The organism is Martinezella lusitana, assembly GCF_016901135.1.
GTDB lineage: Bacteria > Pseudomonadota > Alphaproteobacteria > Rhizobiales > Rhizobiaceae > Rhizobium > Rhizobium lusitanum_D.
On sequence record NZ_JAFEVL010000042.1, the window covers coordinates 328,825 to 347,897 of the forward strand.

At 57.5% G+C, this 19,073-nt stretch carries 18 protein-coding genes; 14 read left to right on the forward strand and 4 right to left on the reverse strand.

The window, feature by feature from the left end; genetic code table 11:
- Nucleotides 1–514: 514 nt before the first annotated feature.
- Both JTP94_RS15790 and JTP94_RS15795 read right to left on the reverse strand, forming a co-directional pair.
- The gene (locus JTP94_RS15790) at nucleotides 515–1,060 is read right to left on the reverse strand and encodes a hypothetical protein (RefSeq protein ID WP_204851421.1); all 546 of its coding nucleotides are present in this window, start codon (nucleotides 1,058–1,060) and stop codon (nucleotides 515–517) included.
- 158 nt (nucleotides 1,061–1,218) lie between these two features.
- Complete coding sequence (locus JTP94_RS15795) at nucleotides 1,219–1,767, reverse strand: DUF309 domain-containing protein (protein ID WP_246755004.1); 549 nt, start codon at nucleotides 1,765–1,767, stop codon at nucleotides 1,219–1,221.
- A gap of 508 nt (nucleotides 1,768–2,275) precedes the next feature.
- On the opposite strand from JTP94_RS15795, the gene JTP94_RS15800 reads away from it, so the two are divergent.
- Nucleotides 2,276–3,163 carry a Ku protein gene (locus JTP94_RS15800; protein ID WP_204851422.1) on the forward strand — a complete coding sequence of 296 codons (888 nt, stop codon included), beginning with the start codon at nucleotides 2,276–2,278 and terminating at the stop codon, nucleotides 3,161–3,163.
- 2 nt (nucleotides 3,164–3,165) lie between these two features.
- Nucleotides 3,166–5,721 carry a DNA ligase D gene (gene ligD, locus JTP94_RS15805; protein WP_204851423.1) on the forward strand — a complete coding sequence of 852 codons (2,556 nt, stop codon included), beginning with the start codon at nucleotides 3,166–3,168 and terminating at the stop codon, nucleotides 5,719–5,721.
- Nucleotides 5,722–5,733: 12 nt separating this feature from the next.
- On the opposite strand, the gene JTP94_RS15810 is transcribed toward ligD, so the two are convergent.
- On the reverse strand, nucleotides 5,734–6,540 hold the full coding sequence (locus JTP94_RS15810; RefSeq protein ID WP_204851424.1) for a Ku protein: 807 nt from the start codon (nucleotides 6,538–6,540) through the stop codon (nucleotides 5,734–5,736).
- Between the two features lie 332 nt (nucleotides 6,541–6,872).
- Here JTP94_RS15810 and JTP94_RS15815 point away from each other — a divergent pair, with 332 nt between their 5' ends.
- The 11 genes from JTP94_RS15815 to JTP94_RS15865 all read left to right on the forward strand — a co-directional run bounded on the left by JTP94_RS15815 (nucleotide 6,873) and on the right by JTP94_RS15865 (nucleotide 17,982).
- A complete protein-coding gene (locus JTP94_RS15815; protein WP_246755006.1) occupies nucleotides 6,873–7,073 on the forward strand; it encodes a hypothetical protein in 201 nt (66 codons plus the stop codon).
- A 732-nt stretch (nucleotides 7,074–7,805) separates the two neighbouring features.
- On the forward strand, nucleotides 7,806–8,624 hold the full coding sequence (locus JTP94_RS15820; RefSeq protein ID WP_204851425.1) for an N-formylglutamate amidohydrolase: 819 nt from the start codon (nucleotides 7,806–7,808) through the stop codon (nucleotides 8,622–8,624).
- Entirely contained in the window at nucleotides 8,621–10,516 is a 1,896-nt protein-coding gene (locus JTP94_RS15825) for a flavohemoglobin expression-modulating QEGLA motif protein (protein ID WP_204851426.1), read from the forward strand. Before JTP94_RS15820 ends, JTP94_RS15825 begins: the two co-directional genes overlap by 4 nt.
- The gene (locus JTP94_RS15830) at nucleotides 10,517–11,563 is read left to right on the forward strand and encodes a glutathione synthase (RefSeq protein WP_204851427.1); all 1,047 of its coding nucleotides are present in this window, start codon (nucleotides 10,517–10,519) and stop codon (nucleotides 11,561–11,563) included.
- 303 nt (nucleotides 11,564–11,866) lie between these two features.
- Nucleotides 11,867–12,148 carry a type II toxin-antitoxin system Phd/YefM family antitoxin gene (locus JTP94_RS15835; protein ID WP_204851428.1) on the forward strand — a complete coding sequence of 94 codons (282 nt, stop codon included), beginning with the start codon at nucleotides 11,867–11,869 and terminating at the stop codon, nucleotides 12,146–12,148.
- The gene (locus JTP94_RS15840) at nucleotides 12,148–12,471 is read left to right on the forward strand and encodes a type II toxin-antitoxin system RelE/ParE family toxin (RefSeq protein WP_204851429.1); all 324 of its coding nucleotides are present in this window, start codon (nucleotides 12,148–12,150) and stop codon (nucleotides 12,469–12,471) included. The genes JTP94_RS15835 and JTP94_RS15840 overlap by 1 nt, the downstream gene beginning before the upstream one ends.
- A gap of 889 nt (nucleotides 12,472–13,360) precedes the next feature.
- Complete coding sequence (locus JTP94_RS15845) at nucleotides 13,361–13,525, forward strand: DUF1328 domain-containing protein (protein WP_037192009.1); 165 nt, start codon at nucleotides 13,361–13,363, stop codon at nucleotides 13,523–13,525.
- A gap of 431 nt (nucleotides 13,526–13,956) precedes the next feature.
- A complete protein-coding gene (locus JTP94_RS15850; protein WP_204851430.1) occupies nucleotides 13,957–14,394 on the forward strand; it encodes a PPC domain-containing DNA-binding protein in 438 nt (145 codons plus the stop codon).
- A 90-nt stretch (nucleotides 14,395–14,484) separates the two neighbouring features.
- On the forward strand, nucleotides 14,485–16,578 hold the full coding sequence (locus JTP94_RS15855; RefSeq protein ID WP_204851431.1) for a catalase: 2,094 nt from the start codon (nucleotides 14,485–14,487) through the stop codon (nucleotides 16,576–16,578).
- 52 nt (nucleotides 16,579–16,630) lie between these two features.
- Nucleotides 16,631–17,803, forward strand: a complete 1,173-nt coding sequence (locus JTP94_RS15860) for a DNA topoisomerase IB (protein WP_204851432.1) — start codon at nucleotides 16,631–16,633, stop codon at nucleotides 17,801–17,803.
- Nucleotides 17,800–17,982: a hypothetical protein gene (locus JTP94_RS15865; RefSeq protein ID WP_204851433.1), complete on the forward strand. Its 183-nt coding sequence runs from the start codon at nucleotides 17,800–17,802 to the stop codon at nucleotides 17,980–17,982. The genes JTP94_RS15860 and JTP94_RS15865 overlap by 4 nt, the downstream gene beginning before the upstream one ends.
- Before the next feature lie 6 nt (nucleotides 17,983–17,988).
- Here the strand turns inward: JTP94_RS15865 and JTP94_RS15870 are convergent, their stop codons facing one another.
- Nucleotides 17,989–18,210, reverse strand: coding sequence for a hypothetical protein (locus JTP94_RS15870; RefSeq protein ID WP_204851434.1), 222 nt, complete (start codon nucleotides 18,208–18,210; stop codon nucleotides 17,989–17,991).
- A 281-nt stretch (nucleotides 18,211–18,491) separates the two neighbouring features.
- On the opposite strand from JTP94_RS15870, the gene JTP94_RS15875 reads away from it, so the two are divergent.
- A partial coding sequence (locus JTP94_RS15875; RefSeq protein ID WP_204851435.1) for an NRAMP family divalent metal transporter occupies nucleotides 18,492–19,073 on the forward strand: 582 nt, incomplete at its 3' end.

Genomic DNA, 19,073 nt, shown 5'->3' on the forward strand with positions numbered 1-19,073 from the left:
CCGGATGGGATGACGGTGCGAAAGATCCCTGTTGATCATAGCAATATCATCTCATCGACAGAGTGCCGCACTTGAAGATGGTCATCTTCGTAAATGCGCCTATCGCCAACAAGACTTATGCGGAAAAGCCGCACTAAGTCTGCTCACCAACAGTACTTGAACTCGGATAGCTGCATCTGAGGCACGTTCAAAGTTTGACGACTTCGGCAAATTCGCTTTGTGTAAGTCTCACCTCAGTCTCTCCCGGTCTTTCATCCGGATGCGAAAACTCCATACCCTCTGTTTCCGGCATATCGAGTGCTTGCGTTGTGTTCATTAGTCCAACCGCTGTGCGCCTACCGCGTTTCTTGACGGTTGCTTCGACCATTCTCTTGGGCATAAGCTTGTAACTCCATTGGCTCGATCTCAGTGATGCGCGCGTGATAGTTCCAAATTCGCTCCGTGCGCGCTTGCCTGGAGGGGGTGTCTGGCAAAGATGTCTTCTTCGCCTGTTACTGCGGTCGCGACCATCTAATCAATTGGTTGATGGCGCGCCGCCTTCGTTGTCCCACCGCGCCAGCGATCCAGCGCCAAACGACCGACCATCATGAGGACGTGCATCGAAATCGGCTCTCAGGGCCTGGCTGGCGGTCATCCCGGTGTCAGAGATCTCCATTACCCCTCGATCTAGATCGCCGCGATTTCTATCGATTTCTATGACCGTGTAGAGCTTCTCATTGCGAAAGGCGCTTGCTCCCATCGTCGCCACGCTCTCGCCCGGCGTGGATTTGATTTTCATAAAATTGACTTCAAAGGCGGCAGCCACCACACGCGCATCGCCTGTTGTCCGTGCCGCGACCAACATTTTGCCGCGCGAGGGCGCAATGTCCCAATTGGGATCGTTGAAGGCTGCGATGGGGACCAATTGGTAAACGCCGAGCGTCTCGCCACGCCCCACATATGTCGATGACTCCTTCGCCGCATCGCGCAATTGAGCCTGCGCTTCCACAGATTGCCCGACCACGTTGTCATTGGTTTCCTTGAACGGTCTCTTTCCACCCGTCCTGATGTCGTTCGGCATTTTTCATGCTCCCTATGCAGCATCGCCAACGATGCGATATCCGAGGAAACGAGTGAGCGGACCGTATAGTTCCGGTCTGGTCCAAAGCATGATTGGGGGCTGGCCCATAGTTCTCGAAATCGCCGATAGGCGCCCCTCGGTGATCCTGCCCGTCTCCTTCAGGAGCGCGACCCGAGAACGAATTCGAACACGGGCTGAGGCTCTCCAGGCGCCCTCGCCTGTAAAGGAGCGGAAAGTCTTGCGGCGGCTTCGGCGTAATCAGCGAGCGTCGCAGGTGTCATGCCGAGCACCCTTTCGAAGACACGATGCGGCCCTTTCATCAGTCGACGAAGCAGCAAGGCCGCGCGGTCGGCATGGCGCATAGCCGCAATATGCTTGCCTTCGCGGATCTTCACCCCGGCCGCGGACAATAGAATTATTCCTTTGAAAAACATGCGCAATGGACTGCCTCTATCCGCCACCTGCCAAAGACCTTCCCAAGCCTCATGCGCTTCCCAGTAATATCCGTGGTTGAAGAGGTCGAGCCCCCAGAAGAACATGTCAGAATCAAGCGACGCCTCCCCCGCGACCGGCATAGGATCGACATGACGATAACTATGTCCCGCAGGATCGCGGACAGGGTGCGGCTGCTTGCCCGGCAGATACGCATAGCTCGGAAAGCTCTTTTCCGGCCGCCAGCGGGGACGCGACATCAAACCAATAACCATCAGGAAGTGTATCATGCAATGGATCGAAGTCCGATGGGAAGCTTTTATGTATCTGCCCGGGCACCCCTACGAAGCGGTCAGTAATCCGGTGCTCACCGGTCCAATTAATGACCGCCTTGAGGAGATTTGAACTTCCGACCCGGTCACTCCGTTGAATCGATGAGAGATCCGAAGAAAGCCGCAAAGGTTGGTCCTGAAAGGATCGGAACATGTGATCTTGCGGCTGCAAGAGGTCTGCCGGACCGCTTACGGTGCGGGCTCGCCGGCCTTTGCGCCTTCCAACGCTCTGCGCGCTCTCAGCGCGCCCTACGTTCCCCCGACGAAAGCTGCCCGGTTTCTCTTCCGGTCAATATTGCAGCCGAACGGTTAGATGCGGCGCTGCGGTCGAAACAGACCGAAGTGCGACACCTCGTTTCCCTCGATACAGCAATCCATCGACGAAACCGACGAAACGGAACAATGCCGATCCGCCGTCGTTGAATCCCATCGTGAACATGGAGTATGGATCATGGTCCCGCGCGCGCAATGGAAGGGATTTCTCAAATTCGGCGAAGTGAGTTGCGCCGTCGCTCTCTATACAGCGGTCTCGACCTCGGAGCGCATCTCCTTCCATACGCTGAACCGTCAGACCGGCAATCGCGTGAGGCGCGAATTCATCGATGGCGAGACCGGCAAGCCAGTGCCACGCGAAGATCAGGTCAAGGGCTATGAAATCAACAAGGACGACTATATCGCGCTGGAGCCCGACGAAGTTGCCGCCGCCGTTCCGGAAAGCGACAAGGTTCTGCACGTAAAGGCGTTTCTGGCGTGCTCTGATATCGATGACGTTTATTTTGACCGACCTTATTATCTTGCCCCTTCAGCGCCCGCCGGCGAAGAGGCCTTCGCGTTGATCCGCGAGGGGATGTGCAATCAACAGGTTGCCGCCATTGCCCAGGCTGTCCTTTTCCGCCGCCTGCGCACGCTCCTGATCCGCGCACATGGCAAGGGACTGATCGCGACCACATTGAACTTCGACTATGAGGTTCGCCCGGCGGATGAAGCCTTCGAAGATGTGCCCGATATGAAGATCAAGGGCGAGATGCTCGACCTTGCCAAACACATCATCACCACCAAGAAAGGCACATTCGACGCCGGCGAATTCGATGATCGGTATGAGGCCGCACTCACCGAACTCGTCAAGGCAAAGATTGAAGGCAAGCCTATCCCGGCACGCAAGCCCGCCAAGGTGGCGAAAGTCACCGATCTTATGGAAGCGCTGCGAGAAAGCGCAGGCATGCGCGACGGCGATAAGGCAAATCCGAAACCTTCAGCAAAGAAGCCGGGTTCGACACGCGGGAAAACGGAGAAACCGCGCGCCCGGACTTCGTCGCGGCCACAGCGCAAGGCGAGCTGACAATGGCACTCGAGACCTACAATCGCAAACGGGACTTCTCACGGACGGCGGAACCGAAAGGCCGTGCTCCCAAGAAGGCAAAGCCTGCAGGCAATAGCTTCGTCATTCAAAAGCATGCGGCGCGCCGGCTACATTATGACTTTCGCCTCGAAATGGACGGCGTGCTGAAAAGCTGGGCCGTCACTAGAGGGCCGAGCCTGATTGCCGGTGAAAAGCGGCTTGCCGTACAAACCGAGGATCACCCGCTGGAATACGGGGATTTCGAGGGCACGATCCCGAAGGGCGAATATGGCGGCGGAACCGTCCTCGTCTGGGATCGCGGCTCCTGGACGCCGCTTGGCGATCCTCACAAGGGTTACGCCAAGGGCCATCTCGAATTCGAGCTGCACGGTGAAAAACTGGGCGGCCGCTGGCATCTGATCCGCATGGCGGGAAAGCCGCGGGAGAAGCGGGAAAACTGGCTGCTGATCAAGGGCGAGGACGAAGTGGCCCGGCCGGAAGGCACGCCTGATATCCTTGATGAACGACCGGAATCGGCAAAGACAGGACGCGTGATCGGCGATGTCGACGGCGAAGAACCGGGCTGGTCCTCCAAGACCGGCAGGATCGATCGCAAGAAAAACAAGGCGAAGGAAAAGGCCGAAACGCCTGCGCCGGATGCCGCACCGACCCTCATCGAGCCATCATCGGTGAAAGGCGCGAAGAAAGCCGCGCTTCCGTCCTTCGTCGAGCCTGCCCTGGCGACGCTGGTGTCGAAACCGCCGACGGGTGAACGCTGGCTTCACGAAATCAAGTTCGACGGCTATCGGCTCGAAGTTCGCATCGAAGCAGGCCGTGTCAAGCTCCTGACCCGCAGCGGCCTCGACTGGACGGGAAAATTCGGCAAGGACATCGTCAGCGCCTTCAAGGACCTCCCCGTCGGAACGGCTGTTATCGATGGAGAACTGGTGGTGGAGCAGGCTGCCGGCGCTTCGGATTTCTCCGCTTTGCAAGCCGATCTCAGCGAGGGCCGGAGTGATCGCTTCGTCTTCTACGCCTTCGATCTCATCCATCTCGACGGTTATGACCTCAGGGCCTGCCCGCTGGTCCGGCGCAAGGAGCTTCTGCAGCAGATCATACCATCCGAAACCGGGACGCTGCGTTTCAGCAGCCACTTCGATGCAAATGGCGACCTATTGTTGAAACATGCCTGTCGCTTGAGCCTGGAAGGCATCGTTTCCAAAGTGGCGAATGATCCTTATCGCTCCGGGCGCGGAAAGACATGGGTCAAATCGAAATGCTCGTCGCGGCAGGAATTCGTCGTCGCCGGCTGGGTTCCCTCCAGCACCTCGCGAAAGGCGATCGGCTCGCTTGTCCTCGGCGTCTATGACGACGGTAAGCTCGACCATGTCGGACGCGTCGGAACCGGCTTCACCAACACTGTAGCCGAGCAGCTCTACAAAACACTCGGTCGCCTGAAAGCGGAACAAAGCCCATTTGCGGCCAAGCTGACGCCTGAGGAAAACCGCGGTGTCCGCTTCGTGCGACCCGAATTGGTAGCCGAAGTCGAATTCCGAACCTGGACAGCCGAAGGGCATTTGCGCCATGCATCCTTCCGAGGCCTCAGAGAGGACAAGGATCCGCGGGAAATCGTGCGCGAGACGCCGAAAGCTGCGGCGAAGACGCCGGCAAAACCGGCTCGGCCCAGCGTGCCCTTGACCCATGGCGACCGCCTCTACTGGCCGGATGAAGGTGTGACCAAGGCGGGGCTTGCGGACTATTATGCCGAGGTCTGGCGCTATATGGGGCCGTTCATTGTCGGCCGTCCGCTCGCGCTCGTACGTTGCCCAAACGGGATCGATGGTCAGCACTTCTTCCAGAAACATGCCTGGAAGGGCATGAACCGGAATATTGCACTGGCCCAGGATCCGAAGGACGAAGAGCCCTATATCAGCATCAACGATCTCGATGGGCTGATCGGGCTGGTACAGGCAGCGGTCCTTGAGATTCACCCTTGGGGCTCGATGGTCGGCAATTGGGAAAAGCCGGATACGATTATCATGGACCTTGATCCGGGACCGGGTGTCGACTGGAGCCAGGTGATAGCGGCCGCAGAAGAAACGGGCGAGCGGCTGAAACAAGCGGGATTGACCCCCTTCGTCAAAACCTCAGGCGGCAAGGGGTTGCACATCGTCTGTCCGCTGGTTGCGCAAGCCGAGTGGCCTGATGTCAAGGCTTTCACGAAAGGCATCGCGGATGCGATGGCGTCCGACAGCCCCGAGCGTTACGTCTCGACGATCACGAAATCGAAGCGTCACGGAAAGATCCTGGTTGATTATCTCAGAAACCAGCGCGGCGCGACTGCGGTCGCACCCTATTCCAGTCGCGCCCGCCCGGGCGCCGCCGTTTCCATGCCGCTGTCATGGGAAGAACTCAGCCCTGCCATCGGCCCGGATTATTTCACCGTGCTCAACGCAGCGACACGGCTTTCCGCACTTCGCTCGGATCCTTGGGCTGAATTCAAGGCTTCGGCCGAACCGTTGCGCCAGTACGAGGCAAGACGCAAACGCAGCGCCTGAACCCTTGCGAGCCTATCGCTTCTTTGCGCCGGTTTCCTGCGAGAGGCTCTTTCTAAGCGCGTCCATGATGCTGATGACATTGCTGGGCGCGGCCTCCTCTTCGGCCTCAACCTTTGCAGGGCGTTTGCGACCTTTCTTCCTAGCCGCGATGATCTCGAGCAGTTTTTCCTGAACGGGATCCGCGACCATGTGGGGATCCCATGGCTTGGTGCGCTCCTCTATCAGCTTTTGCACCAAGGTCATCAGCTTGGAATCCACGGATTTGGCTCCGATATCGCCGAAGTAATCCTCCTCGCCGCGCACTTCGTCACCATATCGCAAGGTCCATAAAACAATGCCCTTGTCTCGCGGCTCCAGCATGACGGCTCGCTCCCGGCGGTACATGACCAACCGGGAAATGCCGACCATATGGGTTGCGGCCATCGCATCGCGGATAACGCAGTAAGCCTCCTCTCCGACGGCATCGTCGGGCGTCAGATAGTGCGGCGTGTCGAACCAGATCCATTCGATGCTGTCGCGCGGTACGAACATCTCGATATCGATCGTGCGCGTGCTTTCCAGCGCCATCGCATCGAGCTCATCATCCTCAAGCATGACGTAGTCGCTCTCGCCCCGCTCATATCCCTTGACCTCGTCGTCCTCGTCCACAGTCTTACCGGTCACGGCATCGATATAGCGACTGACGACACGATTGCCCGTCTTTCCGTTGAGGGTATGAAAGCGGACCTTTTCGTTCTCGCTGGTCGCCGGCGCCATGGCGACCGGGCAGGTCACGAGCGATAGTTTCAGATAACCTTTCCAGAATGAACGTGGAGCCATGAATTTCCCTCCGACACGAGAAGGAAACGGTTCTTTGCCGCGCTTGGTTCCGCCTTAAAGCGTCTTTCGCAATGAGAAACTCTACACTGTCATCGAGGTGAACAATGGCAAGGAATATCATCAGTGTGGCGTCGTCAGCGGTACGATCAGCGTCGACACCATCATTTCCACGCAGGTTTAATGCGAGGCGTCGTTTCGGTGGATGGCCCTCGCCCAAATGCCGACCCTTCCTGCTGGCGGCCACCCTGGCCGTCGCCGCTTCATCGACGATTGCGTTTGCTCAGCAAGCGCCTGACAGCGATCGGTGCAAAGCCGATCAATCAGGACAACAAATGCAAAGGAACGGGCAGGCAGCACCGGTTCCAGACGACAGTTCCGGCGACAAGCTAGCGGATTGCAGAGGCGTACTGAAGCCGCCGGCCGTCGGCGACAGCGAGTTGGAAAAGCCTGCTCCGAAGGTGGGCAGGACACCCGTCATCAAACCTGGCGATACGCAAAACGGGCAGCAGAACAATCAGCAGCCAGCCAAATGAGGGCGCCGTTCCGTCGTCATGGCTTTGGTTCCGGCTGCTCGATCGGTCCCTGACGGACCGACGTATCCTGGCCGTTGCCTGAGGTGAAAGGCCTGATGACTAAAATGGCCAGAACTGATGTGATCATCAGCCCCAGGGTCATGATCCATAGGGTCGCAGCTGTCGTCACACCAGTGACCAGGTCGCCGCACCTGCCGACCGGCTCGCCTCATTCCCAACATTCATACGGTTGATTTGTTCCTTATCTCACATTCGCCTGTCATCTCCACAGATGAGTGTGAAAGGCTGGTGTTCGTCATGAACGCCTTGGCGATACAATTGATGATTGCTGCCGCGCACTCAGCCTTTTCGGTATCGCCCGTAATATTCATTTGGTCAGGACAGCATCAAGGGCTCGTTGACAGATGTTCAGATCATTTGAATCCAAAGGGGCGTCATGCTTGCTGTGTAACTCACAGATTATCGTGTCTTCCTCCCTCATCCGATAGCGACAATCGGCAAGCGCCTCATTTTCTCTCCAGATTTACGTCGTGACAATAGCGACCAGCGGCAAGACGTCTGCATCGCAAGAGCATCCACAGGGCTCCAGCCGGATTTTTCAGCGGTCGAGGCTCGCGTAACTTTTATTGCTTGTATGCGTTTAGACTACGCATGAGAGAGGTTTCAGCGGCTTGTCCGGCGTTCAGTCTGGCTCACCGCTCTTCGCTCACAGATAGGTGCCAACAAACAGACATGCCTCAGTCGCTGACCATTCCTCCGGTTCATTCGGACGCCCTCTGGACAATCGAGCGCGGCGTCTCACCGATCGTTGCGACGGCCATCCACGATGGGCACGCCGTTCGCAAGGAGCTGGAAGGCTTGTATGCGCTTTCATCCGATGAGCGCCTTCGCGAGGAGGATCCATTCACGGAGTTCATCTCACGCGACGTTCCGAACCGGATCGTTTTCCATCGGTCCCGTTTCGAAGTCGACATCAACCGAGGTCGCGATGGAGCGATCTACTACGCACCGGAACAGGCCTGGGGATTGACGGTCTGGAAAGACGGGCTTTCATCCGATGACGCCAAGACCTCCCTTCAGACCCATGATGATTATTACGAAGTGCTGCTGGCCTTTTTGAAGGGTATCGAGCGTTGGCATGGCCGATTCGTGGTTCTCGATATCCACAGCTACAATCATCGTCGGGGAGGACCTGCCGCTGCACCGACGGAACAGGCAAAAGCACCGCATATCAATATTGGCACGTCCTCCCTCGACCGCGCCCGCTGGTCGCACGTGCTCGATGTTCTCACGGATCATTTCCAGTCTTTCGAGATCGACGGCTGCCGGCTCGACGTGCGGGAAAACATTGCCTTCCAGGGCAAGGGCGAGCAGACCCGCTTCATCCATGAGCATTTCCCTCTCACCGGCTGCGCCATCGCGGTCGAATTCAAAAAATTCTTCATGGACGAGTGGACGGGCAAACCGGATCTCGATGTCCTTAAAAAGCTCCGCGGCATCGTTGCGTCCACCGTTCCCCTGTTGGAGCAAGCACTGGGGTCTGAGCAATGAACAAGGCGACGTCGCTTAGCCGGGAAGACGAAACGAATTGGCTCGAAGATATCCTGACCTGTCTCCGTGAAGGCAAGTCGATCCGTCGCGATCTGCCCGGCGGTGGTCGTCTGCATATCGACAGACCCCTGCCCTTTCTATGCGTCCATATCGCGGAGGACGGCGCCGAACCCACGGCCCGGGACGTTGCCCAAGCCAATGCCTCTTATCTGATAGCGCCGCATGCAGCGCCGGCCATAGCGGTGATCGATGCTGTCGTAGATACCCTGGAAGAGCGCTTTGGCGCTTTCCTCCTGCTCGACATTGGTGAACTGTCGCAGGACAGGTTTTTAACCGATGACGCGCCGTTCTTGCCACCATTCGAAGTGTCGATCTGGTCGAGCGCCGATGCGATTGCAGCAGCCGATGCATTCTCGACGGCCGTCAGCGACAGCGAAGCGCGGTTCCGTACGCCGCGCGTGGAGAAGACGGAGGCGGCTCCCTTGAGCGACGACAAACAGCTCGCGCGCGAACTCGGCTGCTCGGCCATTGCCGTGAGATTCGCACCGGTCTACCGCCAACCCGGCTCCGAAGACATCTATCCGGAACTTCGCGAACAGCTTGTGGCCATGTTCTTCGATGCGGGCCTGCAGGCTTTCGCCTCCTTTATCGCAATGCATCAGCTCTTCAAGCTGACCACGCACCGAGCACTCGGACGTAAGGCGTTCATCGACGCGGTTTCCAGGGTAGACCGCAACATCGATGAGATCGCTTCGACGTTCGACTTTCTTCTGGCGGTTACACCCATCAATGCGGAAGCTGCGTTTGAAGCCTTCAAGGCCAGCGGCCACGGGGCACAGCCGGCCTTTCTCTACCGCCCGCTCGGATTGCAGGTAGAGACGGTCAAGCGGAAACTTTTCTCGATCTCCTTCGAACATCTCGAAGACCCCGTGCTCTACCAACTCTATCGCGAAAAGCAGCGGGAGCTAGATCTGCAACTCTCGCTGCTATCGTCGCGACAGAACCCCAAATTTGTCGAGTTCGGCCGCGCACTCTATGAGCCGGTCGAGCGGCCCTTGCTGCGCGAGGCGACAACGATCCTGACCGCCTTGAACGGAAAATGGCCGAACGTCGATGACGACGCGGGCATGGGAAACAAGATCGCCGACTGTTTCCAAGTGGAGCGGCGGGCCAGGGCTATGGTCGCGGCATATCAGCGACAAGGAAAGGATTTCGAGGCATCGGTCGAGCTTCGCGACGATTTGCCTTCAGGCCTGATGGTGTCCGGACATCGTTTGCTGATCGCCCGCAGTACGCTGATGGATATACGCCGCGTCGAGCCCTTGCTGTCGCATGAGATCGGCGTTCATCTGCTGACCTATTTCAACGGTTCGGCGCAAGGTCTGCGGCTGTTTCGCTCGGGGCTTTCAGGATATGAGGGCATGCAGGAAGGCCTGGCCGTTTTCGCCGAATATCTCTCCGGCGGCATGACGCCGGAGCGACTCAAGCTGATTGCGGGACGGGTCGTCGGATGTGCCTCCATGCTCGACGGCGCGACATTTGCCGAAACCTATTCCGTACTCGTCAGGGACTATAATTTTTCCGAACCGGCAGCCTTCAACCTTGTCCTGCGGCTCTATCGCGGCGGCGGGCTTGCCAAGGATGCGATCTATCTTCGCGGCCTGCTCGCTCTTCTCGATCATCTTGAAAATGGCGGTGCTCTGGAGCCATTCTGGATGGGCAAGATTGCCGCGTCGCATTTCAAGGTCATGCAGGAACTCGCCGACCGCGGACTTCTCCGCTTACCGGCAATCCAGCCCATCTTTCTTCACACCGATGCAGGACGTACGCGGCTGGAACGGGCCAGAAGCGGTATGCGCCCTCTCGACATGATCCAACGACAGGAGCCGTGAATGCGGATAGCATTTTTTGTAAACTCCATCGAAGGCGAAACCAAGGATTACACGACGACCGGGCTCGCGCTTGCCGGCATCGCCCGTGGTCATGACGTCTGTTATTTGACGCCAGGCGACTTCGTGTTTCGTCCCGACGACCGCCTGATGATCCGCACAACCGCCCTCAAGAATGGAAAGCCGAAAAAAGCTGATACCTTTATCAGCGCATTGCAGGGCGATCAGGTGGAAATCCAGACCGTCGACATCAGCGAGATCGATGTGCTCTTCTTACGCAACGACCCATCCGAAGATGCTGATGAACGGCCGTGGGCGGCGCATGCCGGTGCGATCTTCGGAAGGCTCGCGGCCGAGCGCGGTGTGCTCACTGTCAACGATCCGGACGGTTTGGCACGCGCTCAGAACAAGCTCTATTTTCAGGGCTTTCCGGAGGCGGTGCGACCGTCCACTCTGATATCGAAAAACATCGAGGAGATCCGCGCCTTCGTCGACAAGCAGAAGCAGGGCACCATCCTGAAGCCGCTGCAGGGATCGGGCGGTAAGAACGTTTTCAAGATCGCCTCTACCAAGGAAAGCAACCTCAATCAGATTTTCGAGGCGGTCAGCGGCGAAGGGTACCTGATCGCACAGGCCTATCTTCCCGAAGCGATGGCTGGCGATATCCGACTGTTCCTGATGAATGGCCGACCGTTGCAGCGCGACGGCGTTTATGCCGCCTTCCGGCGTGTGCCGGCAAAAGGCGATGTCCGTTCCAACATGCATGCGGCAGGCACCGCCGCCGCCGCCGAAATCACGCCCGAGATTCTCGCAGTCGCCGAAATGGTCCGGCCCAAGCTCGTCGAGGATGGCATGTTCCTCGTCGGGCTCGACATCGTCGGCGACAAAATCCTCGAGATCAACGTCTTCACGCCCGGCGGCCTACCCGATATTGCCGAACTCCACGGCGTCGATCTGACGCCCGATGTCATCATTGCGCTGGAACAGAAGATGGAGATGAGGAAGAATTATGCCGGTCGGATTTCAAACCGGAGGCTGGCAACTTTGTAGTTTGCCGACCTGTGAATCCGCACCGAAGGCTGACCCTTCCGACATGAGCGAAAGGCGTGATTTACAGACAGAAAATGGAAATTGAGTGGAGTCTCAATCTGCGCCGATGATGACCCAATCTATTGTGAAATTATCCAACAAACACATGCACTTAATCGCGGTCTGTTCAGGGGTCAGCAGTCGATGCTGATTCACAACCTCAACACGCCGAGTAGAGAAGGTTGGCGATGAAGTCAAAATCGAAACCATACCTTTCAATCGACCACTTAATGATCTATATTCTGGTCGGAAAGGAGTCTTCGCATGAAGCTGTCAGAACAGGTTAGGCCTATCAGCTATCTTAAGGCGCATGCCCCGGAGATCATCCGCACGCTGAAGGATAACCCACAGCCGGTTGTCATTACGCTCCATGGAGAGGCGAAAGCCGTCCTTCAGGACGTCGGCCAATACGAAGAAACGCAGGAGACGTTGGCGCTCTTAAAGGTGCTGGCGCTCACCAACCGACAGGTCGAGGAGGGTAAGATCCGTCCTGTGGCCGAATCCTTTGCGCGCATCCGCAAGCGTCTGGCGGATAGCCATTCCTGATGTCCTATCGTGTTCTTTTCGCCGAGGACGCCGAACGAGACATCGAGGACCTCTATCGTTTCATCGCCGGCCGCGACGGCGCCGAGACTGCCGATCGAATTCTAGCGGAAATCGAGAGTGCATGCGCCGACCTTGAGGAATTCCCGGAACGAGGAAACATTCCGAAGGAATTGGCGGGCCTGGGAATCTCCGAATATCGCGAACTGCATCACAAACCGTGGCGATTGATCTATCGCGTCATGGGCGCCGATGTTGTTGTTTATTGCGTCGCAGACGGGCGCCGCGACATGCAGGCATTTCTTGAGCGAAGGCTCATCCGATAAAGCTCGGCCAACGATAATGCCTCTGCGCCATATTTCGTCAAAAGCTGCGCTTTCATGTCCCCTCTGCCCTGAGGATACTCGACGCGCGCCAACCGTTGTGATGTCGGATCGACACTTGGCAGTGGCGTTGCCACGATGATGACCAAATAAAATGATGTTCCGTTCGGGTCTGATTATGAGGACCTGTGGATGGAATGGATTAATAGCTACATCGATCGACCGTTGCTCGACGGCGCAGCTAGCGGGTTGCGAGCCTGGCATATTCGTTCTGGACAGCATCCCGAGCGGCTGGAGCCGACATGGCATCTCGCTGTGCTCTCGCTTCTCTTGATCGCCGCCGCACATTTTCTTCGCGATTCTGGGCTTGTCCTCTGCGCTTCAGCTCTCGCCATGCTCGCGCTCCCTTCCGTTTGGAAATTGGTTTCCTCGTTCAGAATAGCCAATATCTATAGCCGACGAGAATATGCACTCCACAGGACGCGCGCCCTCACAAAACGGGAGGCAGAATGGTCCGTGAGAATGACCGTCCTATTCGTGTCCGCTAGCCTCCCATTTTTCGCAGGAACAGCCGACTCCACGGGGATGTTTTTCTTATTGGGAGCAAGTCTTTGGTTTGTTCTGACAGTTCCTGCAAAATTCTATCTTCAGGCAGCCGAACCACCTGAACCCGATGAGGACGATAGATCATTTCAACGCGCCGTTGGGTTCGGCTGATCTACAAACAGATGCCGTGGGACGCCTTCATTGCCGACGTCCATTTGTTGCCTCGCTTGAGCGGATCAATGCCTGCAGCCAAGCGCAAAAGATCAAATGCAATAAGATTATGGATGTTCTGGAACCAATTTTGATGAGTTCCGTTGTCTCCGCATACACCGAAAAGGAGATCACCATGCTTTATTATGCTCTGGTGTTTTTTGTTGTGGCGCTAATTGCGGGGGTTCTCGGATTTGGGGGAATCGCAGGCGCTTCTGCTTCGATCGCACAAGTTCTGTTCTTCATCTTCTTGGTTCTGCTGGTCATCTCGCTGGTTATGCGGGTCGTGCGGCGGCCGTAAGAATAGATTACGCCTGTGCCGCAGCCCGGCTGAAGAGCCGGGTGGTGCTTGCGATTTCGGAAAATGCCGAGGAACTGAATTTCTCATCGGGATTGGCCGGCCGCTATAAGCGTCTTTAAAAAGCAATCACCACATCGCCCAGAAGGAAATGAGGCCGCTGACGGTCTGGGTATAGTGCGTCTCGCGAAATCCATGATCGGAAAACCATTCCTGGTTTTGCGCTTGTTTGCACCTGTACACAAAAGCCTGCAAGCCGCTCGATCCCGGCGCATTCCAATCGACCGCGTGTGTGAACCGCGAGAAGTAGCGGCTGTCATTGCTCCTCTTGTGAGCAACTACACGAACTTCGCGATCAGTGCGAAATGACCATCGACCGAAGTGTCTCAATTTCTAACGGACAACCGACTGAAGCCCAAAGCGAGGTGACGTCCATGAATTACAAACAGGTCAGTGAGACGAACGGCCAGCGGACCTATGTGGTCGTACTTGATGCGACAGAGGAAGCCTTCTCCACCCTTGGCGGCTTTGCCATCGCTGAAAGGCTGACGGCCGCGTCAGTCACCGCCATCGGCGCTTTCGAAAAGGCCACCGTCGGCTGGTTCGATTTTGCCAGCCGCAGCTATCTCAAGATTCCCGTCGATAGTCAGTGCGAGGTGCTGAGCCTGCTCGGCGATATAGCGACCGGCGACGATGGCAAGGCAAGTCTCCATCTCCACGCGGTTTTGGGCCTCCAGGACGGCTCCACGCGCGGCGGCCATTTCCTTGACGGCATCGTGCATCCGACATTGGAGGCTACGATCGTCGAAGCACCTGCCCACCTTCGCCGTCGCCACCAGCACGATCTTGGCATTGCGCTCATTGCCCTTTGAACGGCCCAAGAGCGACGAACGCAGGTCGCTCGGAACAACCAGGAATAGCGGACGTTAGGTCCGCAGAATGACGTCCGAAGGAGGACCCCAATGGCGACGGATACGAATTTCGAGACCTCGCGCGGCGAAGGCGGCGAGACGCATCAGCAGGTACCGGCCAAGGGGCCACATGGGGGCGTCGATCATTTGACGACAGACCAGGGCATCCCTGTCTCCGACAATCAGAACAGCTTGAAATCGGGCGTACGCGGGCCGACCCTTCTTGAAGATTTCGCGCTGCGCGAAAAGATCTTTCATTTCGATCACGAACGCATCCCCGAGCGGATCGTGCATGCCCGCGGTTCGGGCGCGCATGGGTTTTTCGAACTCTATGAGCCGCTGCCCGACATCACCAAGGCCGATCTGTTCCAGCGCAAGGGCGAAAAGACCCCGGTCTTCGTCCGCTTCTCCACCGTTGCCGGCGGCGCAGGCTCCGTCGATACGCCGCGCGACGTGCGCGGCTTCGCGGTGAAATTCTACACCAAGCAAGGCAACTGGGATCTCGTCGGCAACAACATCCCCGTCTTCTTCATCCAGGATGCGATCAAGTTTCCAGATCTCATCCACGCCGTCAAAATGGAGGCGGACAGGGCTTATCCGCAAGCCGGCAGTGCCCACGATACCTTCTGGGACTGGGCATCCCTGATGCCGGAAGCGACCCATATGCTGATGTGGGCGATGTCGGATCGCGCCATTCCTCGCTCGCTCCGCATGATGCAGGGCTTCGGCATCCACACTTTCCGCCTCGTCAACGAGGCCGGTAAATCCACCTTCGTGAAATTCCATTGGCGGCCGAAACTCGGCATGCAGTCGCTGGTGTGGGACGAAGCGTTGAAACTACAGGCAGCCGATAACGACTATCATCGCCGCGATCTGTTCGAGACGATCGCCGCCGGCCATTTTCCGGAATGGGAGCTCGGCCTGCAGCTCTTCGACGACAAATTCGCCGAAAGCCTTCCCTATGATGTCCTCGATTCCACCAAGCTCATTCCGGAGGAGATCCTGCCACTCAAGATCGTCGGACGGATGGTGCTTGATCGCAATCCGGACAATTTCTTTGCCGAGACCGAGCAGGTCGCCTTCTGTCCGGCCAATATCGTGCCGGGGGTCGATTTCACCAACGATCCGCTGCTGCAGGGGCGCCTGTTCAGCTATCTCGACACACAGAAATCACGGCTCGGCACTGCGAATTTCCATCAATTGCCGATCAACGCGCCGAAATGTCCGGTGATGAACTTCCAGCGCGACGGTCAGATGCAGATGAATGTACCCAAGGGCCGCGCCAATTACGAACCGAACAGTCTTGCCGCAAGCGGCGAACCTGGCGGGCCGCGCGAATGTCCCGTCACCGGCTTTCGAACCTTCGCCCACCAGGCCGGAGAAGGAGAGCAAGGGGACAAGTTACGGGCACGCGGCGAACTCTTTGCCGATCACTACAGTCAGGCACGCCTGTTCTGGAATTCACAAACACCGTCGGAACAGGCTCACATCGCCTCCGCCTTCGTGTTCGAGCTATCGAAGGTGCAGCTCGAGCAGGTGCCGCCACGCATGGTGGGCAACCTCATGAATGTCGATGCCGATCTGGCAAACCGCGTCGCCGCCGGTCTCGGCATCGTCCTGCCCAACAAGAATCCGCCCGCCCGTAAACCGATCGATCTCGATCCTTCGCCGTCCCTGTCCATACATCGCAACATGCGGGACACTATCGAAGGTCGGCAGATCGGCATCATGATCGCCGCCGGTAGCGACGCCAAGGCAATCTCCGATCTTATCGGCTCTCTGACCGCTGCCGGCGCCACACCCTTCATCGTCGCGCCGAAGGTGGGAGGAACGAAACTTTCAGATGGCAATACGATCCAGGCCGACGGGCAACTCCTCGGTTCGCCGTCACAGCTCTTCGACGCCGTGGCGGTCATCCTGTCGAAGGAGGGTGCGGCAATGCTTGTCAAGGAAGGGGCTGCGGTGCAATGGGTGATGGATGCTTTCGGCCATCTGAAGGCCATCGGTTATGATGAGCCGGCCAAGCCTCTGCTCGACAAAGCCGGCATTCAACCTGACGCAGGTGTGGTCGGTCTCTCCGCCTTTGTCGGTGCAGCCGGCAAGCGTTATTGGGATCGCGAGCCCCACATCCGCATGCTTGCGTAAGCTGCGCACGATGCCGAGAACATCAAACACCCGCGCGGGCGCAAAATCTCAAATGCGCCCGAGCAAGAGGACCACGACTGAGGGCAATACGCGTTTGGGATCGGGACTAAATGGCGGCGGCAGCGACAGCGTCGCCAGACCAGCGGCAGCCAAGGTCGTAGAGGGACGCGGACGCACAGCTGTTGACCCGGCGGTGCCGAAAGGTGACCATGGTTCGGGATGTTTCTATCTCGCCACACTGGACAGCGGCGTTACCCGCAAGAAGGGCCGAAAAGACTTTCTCTATTACGACCAGAGCGGAAACCGCATCATCGACAAGGTCGAGCTCGACCGCTTTTCCGCCTTGGCCATTCCTCCCGCGTACATTGACGTGATCATTTCACCGGATCCGCGATCGCACCTCCAGGCCGTCGGCCGCGATGTCAGGGGACGGAAACAATATCGCTATCATCCGGATTGGATCGCAGAGCGCGGCCGGGAAAAATTCGCGCAACTGGCGGAGTTCGCCCGAGCATTGCCTAAAATCCGCAAGCGGATCGATATCGACCTTCGCCGCAGGAAGCCCGGACTAGCGAAGGCGCTCGCTACCGTCGTCTGGCTAATGGACAAGCTTTTCATCCGCATCGGCAACGAGGCCTATGCTATGGAAAACCGCTCCTATGGCTTGACGACTTTGCGCAGCCGCCACGTCAAAGTGGTTGGATCACGCGTCCAGTTTCGATTCAAGGGAAAATCCGGCAAGGAATGGCGACTGAGCTACAGCGATCGTCGCATCATCCGCGCCATACGAATGCTGCAGGAGTTGCCCGGCCAGCAGCTGTTCCAATATGTGGACGACGATGGCGCTCGTCATTCGATACGCTCGCAGGACGTTAACGCTTATATTCGTGAGGCGGCCGCCGGCGACTTCAGCTCGCGGCAATTCCGCACCTGGGGCGCCACCCGTATGGCCGCTTCCACGCTGGCGGCTGTCCAACCTGCCGACACCGCCACAGCGCGAGCGAGACAAGTGAACGAAGTCGTCGATGCCGTTGCGGCGAAACTGGTGAACACGCGCGCTGTCTGCCGAGGATCCTACATCCACCCGCGTGTATTTGAAGACTTCGAAAACGGCCACCTAGCCGAAATTGCGCAAGTGAAGGTGAAGACGAGATCCAGCAACATACTGAGATGGTTGGACGAAGATGAAGTCGCAGTGCTTCGGTGGTTGGAGCAGTCAGCATGAATACGATCCAGCTTTACAAGCATTTCGATCCGTCAAAGAAACCGCAGCCTAGGGATATGATCAAACTCCTCTCGAGCATTCGCCAGGCGACCAACGGCGAGCTGAATCCGCCGGCTGACGCGGCAGTTTTCCGGCTCAGTGCCGACGCAAACCCACCGCATTCACTTGTCTATACCTAAACCCGTTCAGATCTTTCCGCGGGCTCCACCAGCGAGAACGACTAGCTGGTGTTCATCATGAACCCCTTGTTGATACAACTCGATGATAACGGCGGCCACGCGCTCCGCTTCTTCTGCGTCTTTGGCAATGTCCAACTCGATCAGAAGAGCATCGAAAGCCCGCTGACAGATATCCAAATCGGCCGACTGCAACGGATGCTCATGATTGGTGAGATATTTGCGGATCATCGCGTTTCTCTTCCCCGGCCCCTCTGGGTTACGACCCACAACTGATACCCAAATCACCTAGCATATGTTTCAGAAACCGCGTTAGTGGGAGTTTGGATTTGAACGATCTTTTGCTGGGCATGAGGCCCGTCACGCGGATGACTGTCATAGTCACCAAGTAAGCATGACACTCCTCAACCCAAACAATAAATAGCTGGCATAGACTGAAACCAGTGGTCGCCTTGATCGTTAACGTATGAACGTTGTTCGACGCCACACGATCAAGAGGTGAGACATTTTCGATGGACGCCAATTCTACCGAGCCGTCGCCTCAGGCGGTGAGCAAACAGTCAAAGCGTCCGAACCTGTTAAAAATCCTTGGCCCTGGGTTGATTACAGGGGCGTCCGATGATGATCCGAGCGGCATTGCGACCTATTCGCAGGTCGGTGCCCAATTCGGATACAGTATGGGCTGGGTCATGCTCTTCAGCTGGCCCTTGATGTGCGCCATTCAGGAAATCAGTGCCCGGATCGGGCGTGTCACAGGTCAAGGCGTCGCCGGCAATCTGAAGAGACACTACCCCGTTGGCGTCGTATATGGCGTCGTATCATTGCTGGTGGTCGCCAATGTCATCAACATTGGTGCTGACCTCGGCGCGATGGGGGCGGCACTCAAGCTGTTGATCGGCGGCCCGGCGTTGATCTATGTTGCCTTGTTCGGCCTTGCGTCGGTGCTGCTGGAAGTGTTTTCGCAATACTCGCGGTACGTTTCGGTTTTAAAGTGGCTGACCCTCTCGCTCTTCGCTTATGTCGGCGTCGCGTTCGTGGTGCATATTCCATGGGGCACCGTCGGCTATAATCTGGTCGTGCCGCACATCACCTTC